18 protein-coding genes and 1 pseudogene are annotated in these 26,868 nt (G+C 39.4%); 2 read left to right on the plus strand and 17 right to left on the minus strand.

The features are described from left to right. Positions 1-103 precede the first annotated feature (103 nt). Positions 104-1,336: a right-handed parallel beta-helix repeat-containing protein gene (locus IV04_RS02075; RefSeq protein ID WP_037394097.1), complete on the plus strand. Its 1,233-nt coding sequence runs from the start codon at positions 104-106 to the stop codon at positions 1,334-1,336. A 98-nt stretch (positions 1,337-1,434) separates the two neighbouring features. Here IV04_RS02075 and gndA read toward each other — a convergent pair whose 3' ends face one another. From gndA to vioA, 16 genes are all read right to left on the minus strand, one after another. Further along, the gene (gene gndA / locus IV04_RS02080) at positions 1,435-2,841 is read right to left on the minus strand and encodes an NADP-dependent phosphogluconate dehydrogenase (RefSeq protein WP_037394100.1); all 1,407 of its coding nucleotides are present in this window, start codon (positions 2,839-2,841) and stop codon (positions 1,435-1,437) included. Between the two features lie 205 nt (positions 2,842-3,046). Continuing rightward, complete coding sequence (locus IV04_RS02085) at positions 3,047-6,457, minus strand: hypothetical protein (protein WP_037394103.1); 3,411 nt, start codon at positions 6,455-6,457, stop codon at positions 3,047-3,049. A gap of 8 nt (positions 6,458-6,465) precedes the next feature. Further along, positions 6,466-7,782 (minus strand): ABC transporter ATP-binding protein, encoded by a 1,317-nt coding sequence (locus IV04_RS02090; protein ID WP_037394106.1) that lies wholly within the window; start codon positions 7,780-7,782, stop codon positions 6,466-6,468. Continuing rightward, entirely contained in the window at positions 7,772-8,605 is an 834-nt protein-coding gene (locus IV04_RS02095; protein WP_037394109.1) for an ABC transporter permease, read from the minus strand. Before IV04_RS02095 ends, IV04_RS02090 begins: the two co-directional genes overlap by 11 nt. Before the next feature lie 123 nt (positions 8,606-8,728). Continuing rightward, positions 8,729-9,607: a glycosyltransferase gene (locus tag IV04_RS02100; RefSeq protein WP_231566220.1), complete on the minus strand. Its 879-nt coding sequence runs from the start codon at positions 9,605-9,607 to the stop codon at positions 8,729-8,731. 476 nt (positions 9,608-10,083) lie between these two features. Next, positions 10,084-10,944: a dTDP-4-dehydrorhamnose reductase gene (gene rfbD, locus IV04_RS02105; protein ID WP_037394116.1), complete on the minus strand. Its 861-nt coding sequence runs from the start codon at positions 10,942-10,944 to the stop codon at positions 10,084-10,086. After that, on the minus strand, positions 10,941-11,477 hold the full coding sequence (rfbC, locus tag IV04_RS02110) for a dTDP-4-dehydrorhamnose 3,5-epimerase (RefSeq protein ID WP_037394119.1): 537 nt from the start codon (positions 11,475-11,477) through the stop codon (positions 10,941-10,943). Before rfbC ends, rfbD begins: the two co-directional genes overlap by 4 nt. A 129-nt stretch (positions 11,478-11,606) precedes the next feature. Then, entirely contained in the window at positions 11,607-12,671 is a 1,065-nt protein-coding gene (gene rfbB, locus IV04_RS02115; RefSeq protein WP_037394121.1) for a dTDP-glucose 4,6-dehydratase, read from the minus strand. A gap of 238 nt (positions 12,672-12,909) precedes the next feature. Then, on the minus strand, positions 12,910-13,923 hold the full coding sequence (gene galE / locus IV04_RS02120; RefSeq protein WP_037394123.1) for a UDP-glucose 4-epimerase GalE: 1,014 nt from the start codon (positions 13,921-13,923) through the stop codon (positions 12,910-12,912). Positions 13,924-15,268: 1,345 nt separating this feature from the next. Next, positions 15,269-16,093: a glycosyltransferase gene (locus tag IV04_RS02130; protein WP_037394327.1), complete on the minus strand. Its 825-nt coding sequence runs from the start codon at positions 16,091-16,093 to the stop codon at positions 15,269-15,271. Between the two features lie 61 nt (positions 16,094-16,154). After that, on the minus strand, positions 16,155-17,036 hold the full coding sequence (locus tag IV04_RS02135; RefSeq protein WP_037394128.1) for a glycosyltransferase family 2 protein: 882 nt from the start codon (positions 17,034-17,036) through the stop codon (positions 16,155-16,157). 36 nt (positions 17,037-17,072) lie between these two features. Then, positions 17,073-18,317, minus strand: a complete 1,245-nt coding sequence (gene wzy, locus IV04_RS02140; RefSeq protein ID WP_037394131.1) for an oligosaccharide repeat unit polymerase — start codon at positions 18,315-18,317, stop codon at positions 17,073-17,075. Positions 18,318-19,176: 859 nt separating this feature from the next. Beyond that, positions 19,177-20,292, minus strand: coding sequence for a glycosyltransferase (locus IV04_RS02145; RefSeq protein WP_037394133.1), 1,116 nt, complete (start codon positions 20,290-20,292; stop codon positions 19,177-19,179). Between the two features lie 13 nt (positions 20,293-20,305). Beyond that, positions 20,306-21,319, minus strand: coding sequence for a glycosyltransferase (locus tag IV04_RS02150; RefSeq protein WP_037394134.1), 1,014 nt, complete (start codon positions 21,317-21,319; stop codon positions 20,306-20,308). Between the two features lie 6 nt (positions 21,320-21,325). Further along, positions 21,326-21,910 carry an acyltransferase gene (locus IV04_RS02155; RefSeq protein WP_037394136.1) on the minus strand — a complete coding sequence of 195 codons (585 nt, stop codon included), beginning with the start codon at positions 21,908-21,910 and terminating at the stop codon, positions 21,326-21,328. Positions 21,911-21,914: 4 nt separating this feature from the next. Continuing rightward, entirely contained in the window at positions 21,915-23,024 is a 1,110-nt protein-coding gene (gene vioA, locus IV04_RS02160) for a dTDP-4-amino-4,6-dideoxy-D-glucose aminotransferase VioA (RefSeq protein WP_037394137.1), read from the minus strand. A gap of 344 nt (positions 23,025-23,368) precedes the next feature. Between vioA and IV04_RS02165 the strand changes: the two are divergent. Next, positions 23,369-24,407 (plus strand): annotated as a pseudogene (locus IV04_RS02165) (IS630 family transposase). 256 nt (positions 24,408-24,663) lie between these two features. Here IV04_RS02165 and IV04_RS02170 read toward each other — a convergent pair. Continuing rightward, a complete protein-coding gene (locus IV04_RS02170) occupies positions 24,664-26,121 on the minus strand; it encodes a lipopolysaccharide biosynthesis protein (protein WP_231566221.1) in 1,458 nt (485 codons plus the stop codon). Between the last annotated feature and the right edge of the window lie 747 nt (positions 26,122-26,868).

A 26,868-nucleotide genomic window follows, 5' to 3' on the forward strand; every position in this document is an offset into this window, starting at 1 on the left:
CAACATATCACCGTGCTTGTTTCACCAAGAGAATGATAGGTTATTGGCATATAATAATATATGATTAAACTTCTTTTAAGCAGGTATGAAAAAGGAGTTATCAATGCTAGTTCGGCCCTTATCATTTTTATCATTACTTTTTCTCATTACATCAAGCCAAGCATATGCTTTTTCTGCAGATGACCTAGGGGAAAAAATCAATGCCGAAGTAATGGCTGCCGATGGTAAACAAATCACTATCAAAGTCTCTGAGCCAGGTGAAATAAAGTCAACGATAAAATTGGGTGCAGGACAAGTTCTTGAGTTCTCCCCAGGTATTTGGACCTGCACTGCATCTCCCTGTATTATAATTGATAACGCCTCTCAGGTTATTGGCTCTGGAATTTATAGAACTCAACTGAGGTTAACGGGAGATTCCGCGGGACCAGTTATCCAAAGTGCCGACTATGAAAAATTATCAAAGTTAAGTGAAAAAGAAGCTCTAAAACTCAATTCAAGCCTAGATGGCGACCGTAAAAGCCTTCCTGGCGTGAAATATATTAAAATCAAAGATGTCACAATAGATGGTGGTGATGGTAAAAAACCAGGAGTTAATGGCATTGAAATATATGGCCTGTGGTTTTGGTTAGAGGACGTATCAGTAGAACGATTCTCTGGTGACGCGTTAGTTACTCAATTTATTCCCAGCGGCTCTGTGCATCCTGATGAAAATGATGCGATGGAATCTTATTTTACCAGAGTCAAACTTATTAGTAATAAAGGTAATGGCTGGACCATGCGCGGCCCACATGACTCAATTGTTTCCGGAATGATTGTTGCAAACAATGATGGCTGGGGAATAGATGTATTGCATAAAGAAGACTACTATAGCGGTGGAGGATTAATGTTAACTAACACACATCTATACGCGAATGGTAACGGAATGAGGACAGAATCGGGAGCAAATATTCTTGCTTATGGCATTGAGAGTGAAGCAAATAAAGGAGTTGGCTTACTGCTACGCTCAAATGACTCCATTATACAGGGCACATTCTACGCTAACAAAACCTATGGTATACAAATAGGTGATGAAAGCTTTTTCTCTGGTGCTAATAATTTGAATGTGCAATTACATAATAATAAAATCGCTCAACTTAAATGGGGTAACAGTGCTGGTTACAACATGGTTAATGCTGTTATATTTCCAAATGATCCAAGCCAAGCATTCTTTGAGAATAAACCATCCAACTCTGATTACGTTGCAACTTCGGGCCCAAATGCCATACAACAATTCCCAGGTGGGATTCTGATGGACAGCAGCAGAAATCTCTATGGTGTTAATAATACATCGAAGTAAACCAAGTACAGTACTGAATCACATCTCAGCATTATAACCATAGAAAAAAGCCGCCAGGCGTTAACCTCGGCGGCTTTTTTATCGTCCAATATCCGGAATTATTCCATCCATTCGGTATGGAACACGCCTTCTTTGTCGGTACGTTTGTAAGTGTGAGCACCGAAGTAGTCACGCTGTGCCTGAATCAGATTGGCAGGCAGCACCGCTGAGCGATAGCTGTCGTAGTAGGCGATCGCCGCAGAGAAGGTTGGCGTCGGAATACCATTCTGCACCGCGTAGGAAACCACATCACGCAACGCCTGCTGATATTCGTCAGCAATCTGCTTGAAGTAAGGAGCCAGCAGCAGGTTAGCGATGTCGGCATTTTCCGCATACGCATCGGTGATCTTCTGCAGGAACTGGGCGCGGATGATACAGCCAGCGCGGAAGATCTTGGCGATTTCGCCGTAGTTCAGATCCCAGTTATTTTCTTTGGAAGCGGCTTTGAGCTGCGAGAAACCCTGTGCATAGGAAACGATTTTGCCCAGATACAGTGCGCGACGCACTTTTTCCACGAACTCGGCTTTATCACCGCTGAACGCAGCCACTTTAGGGCCGGTCAGCACTTTGGAGGCTGCAACGCGCTGGTCTTTCAGCGAGGACAGGTAACGCGCAAACACGGACTCGGTGATCAGCGACAGCGGTTCACCCAGATCCAGTGAACTCTGGCTGGTCCACTTGCCAGTGCCTTTGTTAGCGGCCTCGTCCAGGATCACATCAACCAGGTATTTACCTTCTTCGTCTTTCTTGGTGAAGATGTCTTTGGTGATGTCGATCAGGTAGCTGTTCAGTTCGCCTTTGTTCCAGTCGGCAAAGGTTTCAGCCAGTTGTTCGTTGCTCAGATTCAGCGCCTGCTTCAGCAAAGAGTAGGCTTCGGCAATCAGTTGCATATCGCCATATTCGATGCCGTTATGCACCATTTTCACATAGTGACCGGCACCATCAGCACCGATATAGGCCACACAAGGTTCACCTTCGGCTACCGCAGCGATTTTCTTCAGGATCGGCGCTACCAGTTCGTAAGCTTCTTTTTGGCCACCCGGCATGATAGAAGGCCCTTTCAGCGCGCCCTCTTCACCACCAGAAACACCAGTGCCGATAAAGTTGAAGCCTTGTGCCGACAGTTCACGGTTGCGACGAATGGTATCCTGATAATAGGTGTTACCGCCATCGATCAGGATATCGCCTTTTTCCAGATGTGGCGTCAGAGAGGCAATGGTTTTGTCCGTTGCTTCGCCCGCTTTTACCATCAGCAGAATGCGGCGCGGCTTTTCCAGCGATGCGACAAACTCTTCGACGGTATAGTAAGGGGCCAGGTTTTTACCCGGATTCTCAGCAATAACTTCGTCAGTTTTGTCACCTGAACGGTTAAAGATAGAAACGGTGTAACCACGGCTTTCGATGTTCAATGCCAGATTGCGGCCCATCACCGCCATGCCGACAACGCCGATTTGCTGTTTGGACATTAGGAACTCCTGTCTGAAGATGACACCTGTATCACGGCTCGCGGCCAACAGGTTTTTTTGATGTGGCGCACATGTTAACTCAGGATTGAGGGCGGTGGGTAGTGATTGGTGTGATAGGTCACAGAATTGACGACTCGCTCAATAGTGCCAAAGCAACCAAAGCACCGAAGTGCCTTGGTTGTAAAGCTAGTGCTTCAAGATCAGATTACACAACCTGGGCAGCTTTTGACGCTTTAAAAGCGTCGACTTTTTCCTGCAATAAACGCTCACTTTCACTGATCATATCCAAGTACTGCGTATTCACAAACCCCCAGAGCGTAGAGGTTTGGTCTTCTGCATGCCCCACCAAGAAAGGCAATGTAGTCACTACAACCAGATTTGGCACTGACTCCAAATAACGATCTATGGTGTTGGTTTGAGCATCAACATTACGTTCATCCCAATGGCTAACAGCGTCTATTCCACGGCGCGAATAAATATTCATAACCGTACTTGTCATACGGTTGATGTAGATATATTCAATACCATCAACCTCCTCAACGGCCAGAATCTCTGTGTCCTCATTAAGATGTGCAATAATGCCAGAGAATATATGCCAATCCCAACCACTGTGCTCAAGATAGCTCACGATCTTTTCTAACTTAAGCTCGAAATCTTCTGGGAAAAGAGCATCATCCTCACATATCATGGCAATTTCAGCATTCCGATCGGCCAGCACAGACAGCATATATTTATAACTCATACCACAGCCAATCCAGCCAATTCGATGACGAACACCTTCAATAACCTGGAAACCATGCGTTGGCTTACTGAGGAAGTCCTGCTTGCGCGTTGGTGTTTCAGTCAATGACAAACACAGTTTAGGAATATCAGCGTCGACTCTAGGAATAAAATCGACACTCTGCTTGTAAACATCGAAACCAATTAAGTCATTTGCCAGTAAGTAGCGTTTAAAGTAAGCATCAAACATGACGTTACTACGCGTAAAATTAGCGATATCCTGCTTGCGAATTGTGTAGTAATCACTCTCATTCAGCAAACGCTCAATTTTCTCCGCCATAGCATCAATATCACCAATAGGTGCGAAATCTATTAAATCAAAGAGATGTGAGTGTTCGCTAATGTCTACACTTTCTTCACTAACAATAGGCGTTCCTAACGAAAGCACTTCATAAATACGGGTCGTCTCAAGTAGTGCATTTTCATAGTAATGCAGATTGATAACCAACTTTGCACTCTTTACCAGACACGTCAGTTCATCACCAAAGACACCTGATGCCACATGAATCCTGAAACGCTTACCTAATTGTTCCAAATAACCACGGCGGCGCTCGCAATTTGTATCGCCGTAGAACAACACATCCACCGATGTCTCGTTACTCGTTAACTGATGCCCCTTAGCGATGAGTTGCTCTTCATAACCGGCATACGGGCCTATCGGCAGATAAAAGAGTTTCTGATAAGGAATCCCTTTCTCCAACAGATATGAAATATTGGTCAATGAATAATCAAAAATCGCCATCGCACGTTCCAGAATTGCAAAATACTCTGGTGTGAACCAACGAGGATTAATAGATTGTTCCATTTGGAAAGCAACGAAGTTTTGCGGCAGTTCAGAGAAAATCTGCGGGCAAATAACGATATGTAATTGCCCATTATCAGCAGCCGCTGAATAAGCCTCAATGATCGTCACGCCACGCCCAACTTCACTCAACGTTTTCTCCAGTAGATGAGCAACAAAGAGTGTATGACGAGTTGTCAAAATAACAACGTGATCGGTATCAATACTCGTTAATGGCATAGGTGTATTGGTGGTATTCTTGGCGACACGCAACAAGCTCTGCCTAAACTCACCGAAGCGCCCAGTTAACAAAAGCTTTCCTGCCGCTTTAGATTTCTGTAACAATACACGGTACGGATGAGGATGCGCACGAAATGCTTGCCAGCTTTTGCCTATCAACGAATGCGATTTTGACGCAGCACGTTGTCTTAAATAGCTTCTAAAGATGTCTCTAATCACGGTAAACTCGCCACGAACTAATCTACCAGTCATTCGTACCGGCACAGTTAAACGCCATGATAAGCTTTTGCGAAGATTACTCATCGCGATGGAGTTTTCATCCAGTTGCTGAGCAAGGAGTGCTACTTGCTTTTTTAGTGATTCTCGCTCAGCACTATTTTCCTGAGCTTGAACATACAGTTGTTGCTGCTGTTCTTGTTGCTGTTGCTGTTGCTGTTGTTCTTGCAGCAACAACAATTGCTCCAATTGCTTCTGCTGTAACGCTAATTGATCTTGCTGCAACAGCAATTGTTCTTGCAGAGAAGAAATAATACTCTGCTTGCCCTCAATATCAGTAATCAGGTGATGTTCTGCAGCTTTAATTTCCTGCTGCATTACATCCTGCTTTTCATTTTCAAGCTTCACATGTTTTGAAACCAACTCACCCAGAGTCATGCCCTGCATTTTCAGCAACCCTTCTTTCTCGGTCGAATAATATTCAATGTGGTAATTCAGAATTGCGTTCTCATCCGGCTGTGCAATACGAAAGCGCAGATAATCAATATCAAAAAGCAATTCAAACGGAACCAGATAAGAGAACAGATAGAAAGCCAGACGATTGACTTTTTCCTGCTCATCCTTAGCCTGCGTAACATACTTATAGGAACTATCACCAAGTACTGTTGTTGGTATACCGGTTAAGAGCCCTTCGAGACCTACACTCGAGTTGATCGTCAAAATGTGGCGACAACGATGCACAAAATCCAAGCTCATGGGTGAGTGATCGATATCATAGTCACCCGATTTAATTTGAAATTGGCTGGCTGGATGGGTTCTTAGCAAGAAACTGCTCTGTGGATAATGCATTCGCGCATATGATAGCAAAGTCAAATTATCAAAATCATTGCCATAAGCAATCAAATTTGAATCATCTTCAACCTGAAAAACAATGCCAACATCGGCATCGATTGACTGAGTATTGACGTAAGGATCACGTAAAAAATAACGATGTAACTCATCAGCCGAAACATCAACCTGGCACAATCCCTCGATATCTGAGTACCTTTTCTCGGCCTCTGTATGCCCATTAACTCCGGTAAAGTCTAAATAACCTGTATTAAAGTAAGCTGGCATACGCAGTGGCCCAACCTCAATATGGAGCACAGGAATTGACAATGACTCAGCAACAGCCTCCAATGATGGGCAATTGCAGATCGCTAATACCCCTTCGATCTTTTCAGCCGAGTGACCAGAAAGACATTCATGTAATTTTATTTCTAACGCAGGGATTCGCTGCGTCAGCATTTTTCTAAATGCCTGTATCGGATTATAGTTACATGAAGCAAGTAACTCTTCAAATACGCTCTCTGTGAGATAGAAATAATCATGTTGGGCCAGCGACTGCTCAGAAGGAATTTCATAGCCCAGATTAGTCATCGTGGCAAGATCAAACTCCCAGCGCCCATTCTTTTGCCATTCATCAGGCGAAATCAGATAGTCTTCACCTGTGATAAATAATGAACGTTCCTTCAGCGAAGACAAGAGCCTGTAGAAAACCCAAAGATATGGAGCTTTCACTCCCCTAAATGCATAGGGTGGTAAAAATGTCGCGAACATGCGGCTAATTACTCCTCATTTAATACACTGATAGGGGCATATACCACACCGCCTAATTCACGAGAAGACCAAAATTTTAATCTCATCATTGGCCGACGCTGATCCAACTCTTCACGCACGCCACCCTGTAATGAGGCTAAACCGCAGTGAACCAGATAGTCACCTGAGTTTATTGGCAATTTCACCTTATAAATTACATGCTGTTCACCAGCTCTCAGTACTAACGGACTCCCGGCACCGATATTACTGTCACCCCAAATATCACCGCCTTGGGCCTTTGAGATGGAAATACCGAGTGCGACATCACGAATCTCTTCCGAGGCAAGAATAGTGAAATCCAGAGTCAACTCATCGCCGGAACGTACCAAAGGTTTATCTGAAAGCGTAGTGCCATCTGATTTGATAATTTCCAGGTGTTGCAGAATGGCTCTAGCACTACCAAAGCGTTTTTCCCCAATCTCAGCATTCAGTTGCTCTTGCTGCAAAGTGGCTAAAGAGGACTGATCCATAACGACAGATGATGACAAGTTAGCTGTCTTTTCGCGTTTCACAGCCTGCGAGAGAAGCATACCTTTCTCGTAGGCAAGAACGGCGGCAAGAACATCATAAGTATCCACCACTAACTGGCCATCACTCATCACCAGGCAACGATCGGCGTATTCAAGGATGCTACCCGTCGAGTGAGTAACCATAATGATGGTCACGCCCTTTGCTCTCAGCGCTTCCATTCGCTTATAACATTTATACTGGAAACCAATATCACCGACGGCCAAGGCTTCATCAACGATCAGTATTTCTGGTTCAACGCACGCCTGCACGGCAAATGCCAAACGGATGTACATACCACTTGAATAAGTTTTTACCGGTTGATCAATAAACTCACCGATGTCAGCAAAATCAACAATCTCCTGGAAGCGGGCATCAATCTGTTCGCGAGTAAAACCCAAGACAGAACCGTTGAGATAGACATTATCCCGGCCAGTAAATTCAGGATTAAAACCAGCCCCTAGCTCCAGCAATGCTGCGATTCTGCCATGAACCTGGATCTCCCCTTCGGTCGGGGTCAAGGTGCCACAGATCATTTGCAGCAAGGTAGATTTACCTGCACCATTACGTCCAATGATGCCAACGGTCTCGCCTTTTTTGATGCTAAAAGAAACATCCCTTAGCGCCCAGAACTCGCGAAAATAGCGGCGTGACTCTCTGCGCACAACGCGCTGCAGTTTAGGGGCAAAAAACTGTTTCAGACGATCACGTGGACGATCGTAAATCTGATAGCACTTGCTTAATCCCTTAACTTCAATGGCAAATTCATTAGAGGACATCAGCAAACCCCTTTCTGGTTTTCTGGAAGAAAACAAAACCCAACCAAGCTACGACCGACGCAGCCAAGGTATAAATGCCAAGCCCTAGCCAATCAGGGACTCGCCCCCAAATCAATACATTACGCGATTGTTCAATAATAAAAGTAAGCGGGTTCAACATAATCCATACCCTGTACTTCTCGGGTAAAGCAGTAATTGGGAAGAACACGGGTGAAAGGAACATCATCACTGTAGTGATGATCACTGTTGTCTGCCCTACATCGCGAATGTAAACGCCCAATGACGCCAGGATCCACCCTAAACCCAGGCAAAAAATCACCAGCGGCAAAAGAACCAACGGCAAGAAAACAATTGTCCAGTGCAGGAAACCGTTAAACAGGAAGAAAGCACATAACAGCACAATCACGCTGATTGAGGTGTGAAACAACGCAGCACAGAGGCTTATCACGGGTAGTGTTTCCAAAGGGAACACCACTTTTTTCACATAGTTGGTATTACCAAGAATGATTTGCGGCGCTCGGTTAACCACTTCTGCAAAGAAACCGTGAACAATCATGCCAACAAACAGAATAACGGCAAACTGAGTGCGGCTTTCATCACCACCAACAGACCAACGAGCCTTGAACACCACTGAAAAAACAAAAGTGTAAACGATCAACATGAACAGAGGGTTTAAGAATGACCACGCCAAGCCCATCGTTGATCCTTTATAGCGGCCAACCACCTCACGCTTAGTCATCTGCAGAATAAGAGGCCTAAACCCCCAGATGTTGCGAATCAAGGCAAGTGGCGAGAATGGCAGCATTTTATGCGGATTGCTCATTAACCCCCCCCATCACACACGCAACATGCCCCAAACCAAAATCACACCCAGTTACAGATAACATCACAGATACCTTAGATTTAATTAGACTCATAAAACCGCCACTTCTGCTAATCGAACATTTTACCGCTTCTCAGCAGGAGAAGTCATGGGAATCGTCTTTAAACATTTTTGGTTAATAAGGGTACGTTGCTGGTCAAAAAACCACCCCCACTTGTTAAAGTATGAAATAACTGATTTGATATGATAAATAAATAAATTCAAACTCTTATAAGAGCCTTTACTAAAAACATGGATTATCGTGGCATCAGGATAGAACACGATATCAGTCAACGACAGCGCACGCCTGCAAAGATCCACATCCTCCAAGTACATAAAGTATCGCTCGTCAAATCCACCCAGTTGCTTCAGCAGCTGTGATTCCATCAACATAAAGCAACCAGAAACCGAAGGAACTGAAAAAGATTGGGTGTAGTCAGCGTGCTGAAGCTCGTAGATGACATCAAGTTTTATGCCCCACTTCGGCATAAAGCGACGCAGGAACAAGTTTGCCGGTGTGGGCAATAAACGGCAACTGTACTGAAATCGCCCGTCGCTATAGTGGATACGAGGAGAAACAAACTTATGGTTTCCGTCACGAGCAAAATGATACAGACGCTCAAGCTCCCCTTGGGCAAAACTGATATCTGGATTACAAATCAAGAAGTAACCACATTTATCCAGGTAATGCTTCATAGCAACATTGTGCCCACAACCAAACCCTCGGTTTTGCCCGAGAGGGATGTAGTGTATCCGTGGATTTTCCAGCGCGGCTGCCCACGCAGAGCTACCATTGTCAACCAAGACAATCTTTTCAACACAGGGCTCGCTAAGCAGGGATGACAAGGTATCCTCCAACTGGGCGAAGCTGTGGTTGAACAATACAATTGAAGCAACGATTTGATATTGTTTTGATTCTAAAGACATGCCGTATGAAGTTCCTGAACCCGTAATACTTGCCATGATGCATAGCCATACAGATTGGGTAGTGGTTGCGCTCATTATTTGCCCAAACAGAGCAAAAACGTACAACTTGATGAGTAAAGCGCCAAAGGGGACAACCGTATCCCTTTCATTTCATCCAGTGAAGGGGCAATTCTGTAACAACATTTTCTAAGAGAAAACTATATACAAGCCACCCGGGGCTAAAACCCCAAAAGGCTCAGCGCGAGTATGACAAACGAAGCACCGGAGGTTAGCACAAATCCTCAAAATATCCGAGATTGGTCATAAAAACTTGGCTAAAAAAATTTTTTATGGTTACTTTTCGGGCACCTGGAAATAATTTGAGTATTTAATCAGCGCAAATAATTTGAGAGGTAGGGTTTTGCAGATTGCAACAAGGAGGTGGGAAATATGCATTCAAATTGAACAAGAGAACACGTAGGCTTATCAATAATAAAGAGTTAAAGACAAGCCTACATGAAAGTACAGAACGACTAAGACTGGCAGCGAGTTACAACAAAGCCAACCCGCTCTTTCCATGGTGATAATTCAACACCTTCATTCTGAATTTTTGCACAATTCAAAACGGAATATTTTGGCCTTTTGGCTGGGGTTGGATACTGTTCAGTCGTGATAGCGTTGACTATAGGGGCCTGAGTCAACACTTCCAACTGCAATGCTGAGGAGAAGATTACCTCGGCGAATTCACTCCAGGCTACTTCACTATTGCCACAGAAATGATAGACACCACCGGGAGCTTTCTTTTGTAACAATACAAGCAGTGCGTTAGCGATATCGCCAGCATAAGTTGGGCAACCGCGCTGATCAGCTACAACACCTAAGCTATCGCGGTTCTCAGCCAAACGCAGCATGGTTTTGACGAAGTTATTGCCATATTCACTGAACACCCATGCGGTACGGATAATCAAAGCCGCGGGCTGAATCTCACTGACGGCCAGTTCACCATTCAATTTGGTTTTACCGTACACCCCCAATGGGTTTGTGGTGGCCATCTCAACATAAGGCACGGTTGCCTCACCATCAAAAACATAGTCTGTAGAGATATGAACCAACCGGGCACCATATTCATTAGCAGCAAGCGCCAAATTTTTGGGCCCTACTTCGTTAATCTGCATCGCAATGTCTTTCTCAGATTCAGCTTTATCAACCGCTGTATAAGCAGCCGCATTAACAATAAAATCTGGCTGGTATTCCGCGACCACCGACCTCACTTTCTCGAAGTCAGTAATATCCAGAGTGTCAGCATCAGTTGCCAGAACGCTCCATCCGGCTGGCAAACGATCGCAAAAACAGCGCCCTAATTGCCCATTAGCACCGGTAAGTAATACCTTCATTGCTCTAACTCCTTCAATAACTTACCGAGTTTATCTTTTTCTGATAATAAAGGATTGGTAACCGGCCACTCAACACCCACATCAGGATCGTTCCACAACAGACAACCTTCGTGCACCGGGTTGTAATAATCAGTACATTTATACTCAAAATCTGCTGAATCAGAGAGCACTACAAAACCATGAGCTAAACCAGGAGGGATCCAGAACTGAGTTTTATTCTCTTCTGATAGCTCCAACCCTTCCCATAAACCGTAAGTAGGTGAATCAGGCCGAATATCAACCACCACATCAAACACTACCCCACGGACGACACGCACCAGTTTCCCCTGGGGATTAATCTTTTGGAAATGCAGACCACGCAGAACCCCACGCGCAGAGCGCGAATGGTTGTCTTGCACAAAATCCATATCGATATCTAACATTTCCTGGTAACGTTTTTTTTCAAAAGTTTCCAGAAAGAATCCGCGCGCATCCCCAAATACCTTTGGTTGAATAATCTTCACTCCAGCGATTTTGGTATCTGTGACCTGCATTCTATTTCTCCACAATCATTTTCGATGAGTATTGTGTTATGAGGTCTTAACAAGCTACTTGGCTGGTGCCTCTGATGGTGGGCTGTTCATAATTACCGCACCGGAAAACAATACGTCTTTTTATATAAGTTAATGAACCAAACCTAAACGTTCCCCAACATAGGAACCATCTTTTACGCTGCGCCACCAAGCTTCATTAGCCAAATACCACTCAACGGTTTTTCTGATGCCACTTTCAAAAGTTTCTTGCGGCTTCCAGCCCAGTTCACGTTCGATCTTTGATGCATCGATCGCGTAACGCATATCGTGGCCAGGGCGATCGGTGACAAAAGTGATTAAATCTTCATACTTGGTGAGGTTACCTGGCTTAGTTGGCACCAGTTCATCCAACAAACGACAGATTGTTTGCACTACCTCTATGTTTTGCCGCTCGTTATGGCCACCTATGTTATAGGTTTCGCCCACAGCGCCCTCACAAACCACCTGATACAAAGCACGAGCGTGATCTTCTACATAAAGCCAATCACGAACTTGTGCCCCATTACCATAGACCGGTAATGCTTTTCCTTCCAATGCATTGAGGATCGTCAGCGGTATCAGCTTTTCAGGGAAATGGTAAGGGCCGTAATTATTTGAGCAGTTGGTCACAATAGTCGGTAAGCCATAGGTACGCAGCCAAGCTCTGACCAAGTGATCGCTAGAGGCTTTGGAAGCGGAATAAGGGCTGCTCGGCGCATAAGGCGTGGTTTCAGTAAACAGATCGTCAGTGCCATACAGATCGCCATACACTTCGTCGGTTGAAATATGGTGGAAACGAAATGCTTTTCTTGCGAGCTCACCTACCCCTTGCCAGTACTGGCGCGCGGCCTCTAACAAGGTATAGGTACCCACGATATTGGTTTCGATAAATGCCGCCGGGCCGTCAATTGAACGGTCTACATGACTTTCTGCCGCCAAATGCATCACAGCATCAGGTTTAAACTCAGCAAAAACGCGATCCAATGCCGTACGATCACAAACATCTATCTGCTCAAACTGGTAACGATCATTGCTGGAGATCACTTTCAGCGATGCAAGATTACCCGCATAGGTCAGGCTATCCAGCACCAGAATCTGGTCCCTGGTATTATTGATAATATGCCTAGCAACGGCTGAACCAATGAAACCAGCGCCACCGGTAACGATAATCTTCATATAGCCCTCTATAAACAACAAGTGTGGTCAAACCTCAACCACACTCGTGCCTACGCTCTCAAACTCAACAAACAGCGTTCTTGTCTATTAAATAATCGTCGCAAAAATGAAAAGCTTCACAATCAATACGTTAAGAAAACTCTCAACTTAATGAAGCGACGCATTGTACAAGAATCTATTACTACCTGCTATCGGAATACACACATTTATAGCTAAATGACGCTAGCAGGATCGCAGATTAACGGTAGCCTTGCGGGTTGTTTTTCTGCCAGTTCCATGCATCACGCATCATGTCATCCAGGCCCCGCTTTGCCTGCCAGCCGAGTTTCTCTGCAGCTAAGAGCGGGTTAGACCAACACTCTGCGATATCGCCATCCCGACGCGGTACAATTTGATACGCTACCTTGCACCCTGCCGCCTTTTCAAAAGCGTGCAACATATCCAGTACCGAATAGCCTTTACCTGTACCTAAATTGTAAACGGTAAATCCTTTCTGATCGTTGATGTGTTCAATCGCTTTTAGGTGCCCTTCTGCCAGATCCATGACATGAATATAGTCACGTACGCCTGTTCCATCAGGCGTTGGGTAATCGTTACCAAAAATTGATAGCTTCTCTAGCTTGCCAATAGCCACTTGCGAAATGTAAGGCAGTAAGTTGTTTGGAATACCGTTAGGATCCTCGCCAATCAGGCCAGATTCGTGTGCCCCCACCGGATTAAAGTAGCGCAACGCAGTGATAGAGAATTCAGGCTCCGCCTTTGCAAAATCCTGCAGAATCTGTTCAACCATCAGTTTAGAAGTACCATAAGGGTTTGTTGTGCCCCCCACACGAGATGTTTCAACCAGCGGAACTTGCTCTGGTGTGCCATATACAGTGGCCGAAGAACTGAAGATAAACTGATGCACGCCAGCACGGCGCATTTCATCCAGCAGAACCAAAGTGCCGGTAACATTGTTCTGGTAGTATTCTAAAGGCTTGCGGGTGGACTCCCCCACCGCCTTCAAACCCGCAAAGTGGATCACCGCAGAGATCTTATGGCCATCAAAAATGCGATTCAGGCATTCCGCATCCTGTACATCGCCCTGATAAAAGATCGCTGCTTTGCCTGCCAGTTGCTCTACACGCTGCAGTGATGCTTCAGACGCGTTAGACAGATTGTCTAACACTACTACGTCATCACCCCGTTCCAGCAGTGCCAGAACCGTGTGGGAACCGATATAACCGGCACCGCCGGTGACTAAGATTGCCATATGAACTCCTTGCGTGCGCCCTGATGCTAATAATGGGGATTTATTGAGGTGTTTACGATGATGTTTTTTAACATCCCAAAGTAAAGTTTGATTATTTTGCATTTTTTATACCATTGGCAAGTTTATTTTCTTCATCAATCTCTACAGTTTTTGTTCTATCGGAAAGCTATAACCATTTTTTCTTTACAACTAGTCATAAAATTTTCATTAGAATAATTCTTTTCGCCTAACACAGCCTTAGTATGAGACTTTAACCACCTAATTTTTGGCTGTATTCTAGGCTGAGCCTCTTGCTTTAAAAACAAGCCAACAGACCCCGACTTCAGCATAATCAAGTAATTTCTAGATGTTTTTCAGAGTAAGTAGCGATACGTTGATACTCTTTAAACTTAGCAAAGTAACTTCAACGAAGTTACGTTTTTTGTACAATCGATATCGAGTTTTCAGCGTTTATCCTGAAAAACTTTCCCATCCGACCTAATAAGGAATAATCGCCTTTATCTCTCTCATTTTTAGTCGGCTACGTAAGATCTGGTTTGAGCATCTATTATCAACCAACACAACTTCAGACCGCGATTTAAACTGTTCACTTTAGCGGTTTTCAAAACCCAAATGTTACTGCCATCTAACGCAATAGTATCCCCGTTAACCAACATTTTCCCATCAAACATCTGAAGTAATTTATTGAAAATGCAGTTCACACCAATGAACTCCTGAGCACAGCACCAAAAAATTCTATTCATAACTTACCGGTGCTCAAAATAAGGCCAACCGACCTCAGAAACGCTTTGCTCAGGCAGCTGCGGGGATGAAATCAACGCCCAAGTGCCGTCGGGAAAATCGTAATGAGCCACGCAAAAGACTTTTTCTGGTTGAAATATATGCTGAATTGTATAAAAATAACTACGAAACACAGCCTAAATAACGCTATTTTAACTTAAAGACTCTTTATAAGTAAAAAACCTGACAATCCATGTAAAAACATCCATATATAATTAATTTTATATACTATGCTAAATTTATAAATCTCCACTAGCACTTGAAGGCTCACAAAAATCATGTAGAAGTAAGATTAGACGAAGTTATTCTCAAAAAATATTTAAAGCCAAGACTATTAGCATTTATTAATCTTTAAAATATTAACTCTGCTCTAACGATATTAAACCTCTGTATCTCCGTCAGGGTCAGCATTGAGAGAATGTACTTTATTTTTTACACAATCATATAACAAGAGGTTTATTATAAAGCACCGGGTTATATATTTAGCTATTCCACCTTGACTATCCGATAATCGGTTTCTGCAATCTGCCAATAGTCATAGTTAATAAATAGGTTATTTGAAAAATTATCTAGCATATTTATATAACAACTTCATCAGTGATAGAGGCAGTAAATGCAAAAAAAACCTTAGTGAAATAAAAAATACATTTTTAAATGATACTTTCTTCAATGTAAACATATAATATGCTCGGATTCTAAACTCACTGATTGCCTTATTAAAACCTTTCCTCCTTTTAATTGAACCTTCATTCAATCTAAAATCGAGGAGTACCTCATCTAAATTTGAAAACTTAAAACCTTGTTTAACTAATAAAAACCACAAAGCCATATCCTCCGTTAGACAAGTATCTGTAGGATATCTAGCACCGTTGGAAAATACTTTACTTTTGAACATAACAGTAGGGTGAATAAATGGACACCTAGTAACACTAAAATCCACCAATTCATCATGCATAATAGGCAAGTGTTTCTCCTTAAGAGCATATGTTGCTCCAAACTCTCTACACGAAGTTCCTAATATATCAACATCCGGATTTTTAACCATATGACTTACTTGGCGCTCGATACGATTTAAATAGGAAATGTCATCACTATCCATTCTTGCTATATAGTCATATCCCCTAGAGATAACACAATCAATCATAGCGTTTAACGCATGGGCTAATCCATTATTTTTTTTAGAGCAAAGTAATGTAACACTTTCATTTTCCTTAGCTATGGAACGCAGTAAATTTGAGATATCAGGAGATACCGGGCCATCTTGGTAAATATAAAGCGAACAAGGTTTTGTTTGATTCAAGATACTATCAACTGCAAGCTCTATATGTCTTAACTCATCTAAACGATAAACAGACATAATAACAGCAACCTTATAATCATTATTGGTCATAATAAATTCATATTTTCTAATAAAGTATTCAATTATAAAATTTGTATAAACCAACCACATTTCATACAAATGGCTTGATTTTTTTCAAAATAAAAGTAGGAAGTAAAACAACAAGAGACTTAAAGTTTGGGCGATGCAAAAAAGACATGATTGCATATTTCATTTTATCAGTTGTACTAACATGTGAGGCTGACAAAGCCACTCGAAAATAAACCATACTCCAGAATTTATTTTTTAATCTAAGCTGTAACAAGTCACTCTTGAATTTTTCAGCAATATAATTAGCTGACTCTATATATTTTTTATATTTTGAGCTAACCTGGAAACCAGATGAGTGAATTGTATAAATAACATTCACCCCCCCATCGCTCATTACATTACAACATCTAGCCATTCTTATCCATAATTCATAGTCTTGCATGGCATGTAATTTTTCATCAAACATTCCAGCACTTATAAAAATACTTTTTCTCACTGCAGCACATGAGGTAGGACCAACACTATTACCATTCGCGAGTAAATCATGAAAAGATACAGGTTTATTTGAAGCACTTTTTATTCTTTTAACCTTCGTAAGATCACTACTTAGTACAAACTGAACGCCTGTATAAACAAGGCCTACATCTTTATTTTTCTTAAAAACATCAAACTTTTCAGATATTGAATCTTTAGTATACGCATCATCATCATCTAAAAAATAGATCAGACTACCAGATGCCGCTAGTACACCTTGATTTCTTGCTTTGTTTCCACCTAAGGAGACGTGATTATTTATTATTTTATAATTATAAAATTCAGGTAGAACATCCTTTTCTATAATCCCCCCTCCATCGTTAACAATAACAATATCAAAAGGTAGCATAGAATTCTTTAAAACTGACTCAACAGCTCGATTTAAGTACTGCTGACGGTTTTTAGTTGTGATAATTATACTTATTTTCATTTAATACCTTCACATTAGGATGATTATTTAAAGAATTCATCTATATTTTTTTATGAAGAATTGGCAAAAAACTATGAAAAAAGCAAAAATAATTAACGCTTGGAGAAAAGACATATACTGTATAACCCAACCATGTACGATAAGAATAAAACTAGAAATCCAAGATATTAGTATAAAAAAAGGAGATTTAATTAAGAACTTAGATATAACGACAGAAGTAATTATCATTAAAATCGAAATAATATATACAAAAATTGCATTGCTTCCGAAAAAAACCATATAGCCATATAGACCTATATGTGATGCCCAGTTATCCATTCCATTTATCATGGTAGCCAAATAAACTTGCGGTGTTGGAATAGTAGCAATACTATAGCCAAGCATTTTATATATGCTGTCAAACAGCCAAAAGCCACTTAAAAAACTTGAGATCGACGGAGTATAATTGCTAGATATAGAACTAATATTTGTAAGTAGATATTCTGTATTTGCAACCACTTGGAATCTCTCCAATCCAACAAAAAACATATCTGCGTATAGATCATACAGTGACTTTTCAGAGATGGCATTTTGCATCATAATCCCAACCTCCACATTATATGCAGAACTAGCAATAATTGAATATTTAAGAAATCTAAAAAAGGGATACAACAGAACACCAACAATAGATAGTGATATTAGTCGAGATAATGGGAAGACATGCTTCCTTCTGAAGTAAATATACATATACACGTATATTAACGCAATAAACTGAACAGTTTGCCCAGTTGCCAAAATTAGCACAGTGTATGCAAGGATATTTATAATAAATAATTTATTATAACCCACGCAAACTCTATAGTAAATATAGATTAAACAAAACCAAACCGGCTGAAATATTGATATAACATAAGATATCAATTTAATCATAATAGAATTTGCATTACGGTCCGCACCAACACCGACAATCCCAATATCATAAACTATAGCTCCATAAATCCCCAAGAAAGACAACACTAGAGCAGTAATATCTAGAACACCTCGATACTCATAAGAAACACTTGGTATATTAACCCTATTAATTAATGAAAAAACAGCAAATTGATAAATAAATATGAAAAATATCACAAGTAATAATGAAAAAAACAAATTATCGGGATTTGATATCACCGTTCCAGAAAAATCCCCTCCTAGATATCCATTTATAGAAAACAAAATAGCGCAAACAATATTTGCAGTAATATAAATAAATGAAAGATGTTTTTTTACAACACCTACAATAGCTTTATCAAAACTAGTCATTAAATGATACTCATCATTAACGTGATATGCGATAAGTTTCTTAGTTGATTAACACGAAAAATTTGTAATGTGATGACTATCCAAAACCAGTTAAAATAGTAACTAGGTTTGTTGAATAAAATCATTTCCACCCCAAAAACTGTCTTTAGTACCAATATATTTTTTATCTGACTATACTTTTTACTTGAGAATGAGTTCGCAATTTTTATAAAGCTCTTATTCAGTAATCAGCACATCTTGACAACATCACAGATACCATCACAGTGAAACATCAGTATAACTATAAACTTGCTTCTTATTATCATCTCTTCTTAGTGATATCTTTTGCATCAGAGCCTTTCCGGCATCGGATATTCATTCTATGCTCGACATAACTAAGTCCGATTGGTAATTTGAGACATTCACCGATAGCTCTGAACGCTTAAATAGAACTGAAATCCCTCTTGATAATCTACTATTTTTAACAACTATTTAGGAACTACTCATCCTCCATCCAATATTTGCGATTTTTCATGCACAAATACAACTATACTATGATAATTTTAAGGGAGTATTCATCAAGTTAAGAGAGAATCGATAAATGTTGTAGAACATTGAAAAACCTTAATAATTGAATCTATTTGAACAACTAATTCAGCAAATTGAAAAAATAATCGTATTTTCTTCGATATACCGCGCAGCATTAAGTAATAGTAGGGGTAACGCAAGATATTACTGTCCTATTTTTAATAAATAGTTTAGTTATATAGCTACTATATGCTATTCATATACTTTTCCCGAAAAATATAAAACTTAACATTATCAATTTTAAGAGATGTGACTCTGCCGATAGATAAAAATCTCATTTAGCAATAGATAATTACTCCAATGCATTCATTACTTTGTCCCATTTATTACAAACTTCACTAATACGATATTGATTAACTTTCAATCTCCCATTAAGACTCATAGAATTAAGAACAACGTCATTATTTAAAACTGAAGATAACAACTCGACAAACTTAGCGGTGTTACCGTCTTCAACTAAAAAACCAGTTTTATTATTATCTATAATTTCTCTCGGCCCACTATGTACATCAAAAGCAATTGCAGGGACACCATAATACATAGCCTCAATCAACACCATTGAGAACCCCTCAAAAAAAGAGGTTACCAGTAACAATCTAGCATGCCTGTAGATATCATTAATCTCTTTTGTAAAACCTGAAATAGTAACGTGTTTTATATTATTTGTAATGATATATTTATCTAACGTAGCTCTCATAGGTCCCTCGCCTATAATTTTAAGATTATAATTATTACTACTCCCATTATCGCCAACACGCTTCCAAATATCGAGGAGTCGAATAAATCCCTTGACTTCAACCAGTCGCCCAACAGCAATTATATTTTTGCCCCTATGGCTTAAAGGGGCTATATTTAGATTATCATCTACCGGAATAGGGTTTGGAATCATTACAACTTTTTCTGAATTCCATTGTCTTCGATCTAGTTCTGTGAGAACTATAACTTGATGTGACAATAATAAAGATATTTTGCGACCAATACGAGCCCATAGAGGTTTCCGAAAATAACTTGTGTGATCGCAGCAAATATACTTAGCTCCAGAGATCATAGCGAAAGTTGATGACCATATAACACTATCCATCCCTTGAGAAATGATATAATCAAACTTATGCTTTTTCGCTGCTATTGAAAATAGAACCACCTTTAATAAACAATTAATATGTTTAACTAGCTTTTTCTCATAAGCATTTTTTTCAACTAAATAAATAATTCTTACTTTTTCCGATATCTCATAAGGATATGATGGCTTATTATCTTTACTCATCGTATTAGCATACACGCTAATAATTGTTACATTGTTAAACTTCGACATAAAATTGGCAAGCTCAACGACCACTCTTTGAATCCCACCAGGATCACTTAGATCTGTCAAGAAAAAACATATATTCTTATTTTTTGTAAGATTCATTATACACTCTCTTCTACCAAAAATTCTTATTAAAGGGCTTTTTAAATCTATGTAAAAATCTAAGCATCTTAGGGAAATTAAATAAGAACAGCACAATCTCATTTTTCAAAATTATATGTTTTTTTAAAGAATGATACTTAGAACGATAAGTATATACTATGTCATCAACGCCACAAAGAATACATCTTTTCATAATGGAAAGATAAATATTCATCACTCTGTCATTAATTTCTATCTCTTGATTAGGGAAATCAGTAACTATTTTATTTGTATAATTAACAATCCTCTCTTGTGTTTGTATATACTTTTGAATATTTTCATTTATACTCGATGACCATGAATTATCAGAGCCAACTCTATAAACAGCCATTTCCGCGGATAAAAAACACCCTTTCCCTTGAGATAGCATATATACCTCAATAAAGAAATCACCTATAGGCGCTTCGCTAAACCAATTAGGCAGAACTCCTATATTTGATCTTTTAAAGAAATACGATGCTGTTGGAGAATACTGTTTATTGCAGTTAATAACGTCATTGACATCAAAGAAACTTTCTTTAATTGACATTTTAAAACCATTATGCAAATTATTATCTTTCAATAACTTTGCCGAATGCACACAAATTGATATAGAGGAATCTGCCTCTAGCTTATCAAATTGAACTTGAATTTTATTTTCATTGCACCAATAATCATCACCTTCACAAACAGCTATATATTTTCCCTCTGCTGCATGAAAAACCCTTAAAAGATTGGAGTTCGCACCAATATTATCATCAGAAGTAATCACTCTAATTAGTCTTGGATATTTTTGCTGATATTCATTTAGTATGGTTAGCGTATTATCTTTTCCATGGTCCTCACCAATAATGATCTCAAAAGGAAACGTAGTCTTTTGCATCAAAAAACTATCAATGGCTTGTTTTATATATTTTTCTTGCTTATATGTAATGCAACATATACTAACACCAATAGGTTCCTCAATCGACCAATTAGACATAATCTGAGCTTCTGTTAATTTAAACAAAATATCTCACCTCGAACCGATTTCTATGTGATTTTTTTTTACCAGCTCACTTTCACACTCTAGTAGTTTTTGTTCCCTTCTCTTAATTTTTTTTGCTGGCACACCTGCATATATGTTAAAGGCTTCACAATCTTTTGTCACAAGAGAAAAAGCCCCTATCGCAACCCCTTCATATAAACTAGCACCTGGTAATACTAATGAACCACTTCCAATAATGACGTGTTTTCCCAAAAAAACCATATCATTTGTAACATTAGTAAACACACTAGGAACCATAGGATTTGTCATATACTCACCACTATAATCATCATTACTAGAATAAATAGCTACTTTTGATGATATGTTGCAAAAATCAGAAACCGTTATCTTACCGCCTCCGATTAACGAACTATATATAGCAATATGTATATAGTTACCGATCTCAATTCCTCCACAACCGGCAGATAAAACACAAAAATCATCTATACGCACATTGCTACCAATTTTGATACGACTAGCACCATAAATTGAAGCTTTATCAGAAATTAATACATTTACCCCAAAAGAAGCAAATCCAATATTTTTTAACTGTTCTTCAGTTAGAAAAGCCATGTTATCACATCCCCTTGATCAAGTTTATAATATAGTCTTGCTCATCAACCCCTAATTCGTGATAAATTGGTAAACAAAGTACTTTGCTAGAAACCTCATTCGCATTAATCAAGCGACTTGCTTGCGAGCTTGGCAATCCGCGATACATTGGCATATTGCTAATTAAGGGGTAGAAATAACGACGTGATAAAATATGATTTTCCTTAAGTTTTTCATATAACTCATCGCGGCTAAGAGGATAATTATTCTCAACTAAAATTGGAAAATAAGAAAAGTTACTGTCAGCATTTATGTCATGCTGATACAAAGTAATACCTTTAACTTCAGCTAGAGAAGCTCGATAGCGAAAGTCGATATTTCTCCTCAATTGCATTACCTTGTCAATATGTTTAAGTTGTACTAAGCCAAAAGCAGCATTAACCTCACTCATTTTCCCATTAATACCAGGAGCAACAACAGTTAGCTCATCCGTAATGCCAAAATTTTTCAAATGATCTATTCGTTGTTTAGTCTTTAAATCAGGACTTATAATTGCCCCACCTTCGAAAGTGTTAAACACTTTCGTAGCATGAAAACTTAAAATGGACAGATCTCCCCACTTGAGTAAACTTTCCCCTTTATATTTAATATTAAACGCATGAGCAGCATCATAGATAACTTTTAGTCCATAATTGTCAGCTATTTTTTTAATAGCCTCAACGTTACATGGATTTGAATAGCAATGTACAGGTAAAATTGCTGTAGTTCGTGGGGTAATTGCTTGCTCTATTTTTTCAACATCGATGTTAAATGTATTAGGATCTATATCTACAAAAACTGGTTCTAGACCATTCCATAAAATTGAATGACTTGTAGCTACAAATGAATAAGGAGTGGTAATTACTTCTCCACTAATTCGCATTGCTTGTAAAGCAGTAATTAATGCAATAGTAGCATTGTTGAACAATGATATATATTCAACGCCTAAGTAATTGCAAAGTTCACTTTCTAATTGCTGATGAAACGGACCATTGTTGGTGAGCCACCGATTTTCCCATATCCTTTCCAAATAAGGTATAAATTCATTAAGTTCAGGCAAAAATGGTTGTGTAACAGGAATATTTTTCTTACTCATATAAAATCCCAATACTAATTAAATATAGTATTTTAACAAAGTTAAATTCAAGTTTGAAATTATAAATCAAACCACATTATAAACGTTTTAAACCCATGTCAACATACTTTAAAGTATGTCTGGTTTAATATCTCACTAGATGATATGTCTGATTCTGAATGATAGTTAATGATGATAAAAAGCTATGGCAAAGAAAAATAAAGGGCAGATATTTGACAGATAAAATATTCATTTGGCATATCTAAATAACTTCGCCAAATAGTAGATTACTTGAAAGGAACTCAGCCTAGTTTGTGCGATCTGCTCAATTGCCAAATATCCCAAATCACTCACCGGACTGAGCGATGCCGATCATAGCAGCAATTCCTGATGAAGAACAACAACTGATGCGTAAAGAAGCCCGACAGACCCGTGACAAAAATCATACTAGGCGGCTCATCGCCATGCTGATTTTACATCAAAGAATGACCGTTTCCGAGGTAGCCAGATTGCTCTGTGCTGCGCGTTCATCCGTCGGAAGATGGATAAATTGGTTTACTTTACAGGGTATTGAAGGACTAAAAAGCCTCAAGCCCGGACGTGCTCGTCGGTGGCCAGTCGCGTACATCCTGGCGCATCCTGCCATTGTTGGTACAACGTTCTCCACACAATTTTGGTTGGCTGCGTTCCCATTGGAGCACTGAGTTGTTGGCGCTCATTGTCAACCAGTTTTTTAGTGTAAAACTCCATTCTATCACCTTATACCGATACCTGAGCCAGGCAGATATTGTCTGGTGCAGAACCGCGCCAACGTTGAAAATTAAAGATCCACATTATGAGGAAAAGCGGCACTCTATTGAACGGACGCTAGCTCAGGAGCAGACAGTGCATCCTGTGTTTTATCAAGATGAAGTCGATATCGACCTGAACCCTAAAATCGGCGCAGACTGGATGCCCAAAGGACAGCAGAAGCGCATCGCTACATCGGGACAGAACCAAAAGCATTACCTAACTGGTGCGCTGCACTCAGGTACGGGACGAGTCCACTACGTCAGCGGCATCAGTAAGAATTCTGAACTATTTATCAGTCTATTAGAGACGTTACGCTGCACATATCGGCGAGCGAAAACTATCACCCTGATCGTTGATAACTACATTATCCACAAAAGCCGTAAAGTAGAGCGCTGGCTGGAGAAGAACAAAAAGTTCCGGCTGTTATTCCTGCCAACCTATTCGCCTTGGCTGAACCCAATAGAACGGTTGTGGTTATCGTTACACGAAACGATAACGCGAAACCATCAGTGTCGATATATGTGGCAGTTACTGGGCCAGGTAAAATAGTTTATGAATGCAGCCTCGCCTTTCCCCGATAGCCAACACAGGTTGGCTAAAGTGGAGCGGTAATATGCAAAGTTATTTAGTGTAGCAGTCCGACTCGATCTCCCGCTTTGAAAGATTAATTCGTAGAATGATCTACGCCCCTAGCCTTATTCAATTATATAAAAATAATTCCCTCTTCATTAAAAAAACTCTATTAATTGAACATATGCCCCTTAACGATGAAATCTTCATTTAACGTTCGTACTGTATTTATGTCACGGCTAATTAAAGCTAAACCGCTTCATCACACTAATTAATAATTTTATATGAGACTATATATTTAACTACGCAATATTGATAATAATTTTTGTGTTAATTGTCTCTGCAAAAAAAGCAGATAGGCTGTATAACATAATATGGCAACGGCTAGTGTTATTATAATTTGTAGCCATAAAACCTCATGTAAATATAAACCCAAGATGTAACCAATAAAAGCAGAGAATACCGCAGCCAACCAAATAGGCAGTAATTTTCTACATTGTTGCCATTGACTGATTTTAGTCAATTTAGCTGTATAGTAAGTATTAAGAAACAATGACGCATAAGATGTAATACAAAAACCTACACACATTGCTAGCAATCCAAATGGCATAGTAATAAGTAGGATGCTTACTCCGATTATTTTTTTTGCAACCTCCAATTTTAAAAATAAATCACTACGCCCTTTTACTTGCAATAAATTTAAATTAATAGCATGAATAGGATAAAGCATATAACCTATGCATAAAATGCTTAACAAATTAGCTGCATCTTGCCACTGTGAGCCCAACAATAAAGTCATCAACGGCTTTGCAATAATAGCGACACCAATTATAAGAGGAAATATAAATACTGCAGCCATTCTTAGCGTTAGGAAAAAAAGGCTTTCCAACCTATCTGTCTTGTCTTGTAAATGACTAAACATAGGGTAAGTTACCCTCTGGATAATACCCGTTAACGTCATTGCTGGCACACTAGCTAACTGGTTAGCTTGCGTAAATTGTCCTACAATAGCAGGGCTAAATTTTTTCCCGATTATAATTAAATATAGATTATTATATATAACATCCAATAGGCTAGATATTAATAACTTACCTCCAAAGTCAAATAAATAATCAAATGAATTTTTTGTTATTTGTCCCCGAGGGAACCATGGAGAAAATAGATTGAACAATAACACTGAACAGACTGTTGAAATTATCATCTGAAACACTAGCGACCACACACCATAACCTAACATAGCCATGACAATCGCTATTAAGCCACCTATTGACACGCTAGTAATAGAAATTTTAGCTTGTGTTTTGAAATCCATTGCCAGTGTTAACTTTAGCCTTGGAATAAACATGAAAGGATTAATTAAGACAACTACTCCTAGAGATCTCAAGATATATTTCAATTCATCTTGATGATAAAAATTCGCAACATATGGCGCAATGAAAAATAATATGAGATAACAAACTGCGGACATCAAAATATTATAGTAAAATGCAGTAATCAAGTCATTATTACAATGATCCTTTTTGCGAATTAGCGCCGAACTAAAACCACTATCAATCAAAACATTTGATATAGCTATAAATATAGTTAGCATGCCTACCAGTCCAAATGCAGAAGGCCCTAATATTCTGGCAAGAACTAAAGTTATACCTAATTGAAAAGCTTGTGTGAAAAAACGCTCAATTGCGCTCCATTGCAAACTTTTTTTTGTCTTATCTTTTAAATTTTGCATCGCGCTATATATTTCAACCTTAAACATAAAGATTATATGAGATAATAACTAAGTGGCCTAACTAAAAGCAGAAAATAGAATTCATAAACAAAAATATGACTACGCTAAAATTATCAACCCATAAAATGCATTGAATAAGGTTACTTTAATCGTCAAAAATGTAATCATCTAGCTGTATAGCTACAAGGTCTTTTAGAAAAAGGCTCGGCTTCTGTTAAAATAAAAATCATAAGATTTTAAAATAATGAAATTCAAAAATTACGCCCTATAGCATATAGGTAACCTGCATCTAAAACCAAAAGTCGAATACTTATTGTAAACTCAGTTATTTCCCAATAATGTATCTATATAGCGACTCCTAGCAATCAATCGCATGAACATATTTTGAACACTTGTCACCTTTAAAAAATTTAGAATGCGAAACATATTGTATTTTTCTAAAAAAATTTTTTAATCACATACTACTTAGATATATTAAAATTACCACATTCATGGTTGAAACCATAGGACATACTCAAACGCTGAATATAATTGCTAGAAAAATAAGTGATTAATCTAAAAACTTCAATTTGTGTGGAGAACATAGTATAGTCAATGTCTATTTAATACATTAGGATCCAACTTTTCAATTAGTTGCTGTCAATTAATGACTAATCCTAAACATCTAATCATAACAGTCATGTAATTTATCAGCAACTAACTCTCATCTCATTCACTTTCAAATAAAGCTATTTTATTAAAACAGTTTCTTTATAACTGATATTATTGGTTTAA

The sequence above is a fragment of the Serratia sp. Ag1 genome (genome assembly GCF_000743355.1).
GTDB lineage: Bacteria > Pseudomonadota > Gammaproteobacteria > Enterobacterales > Enterobacteriaceae > Chania.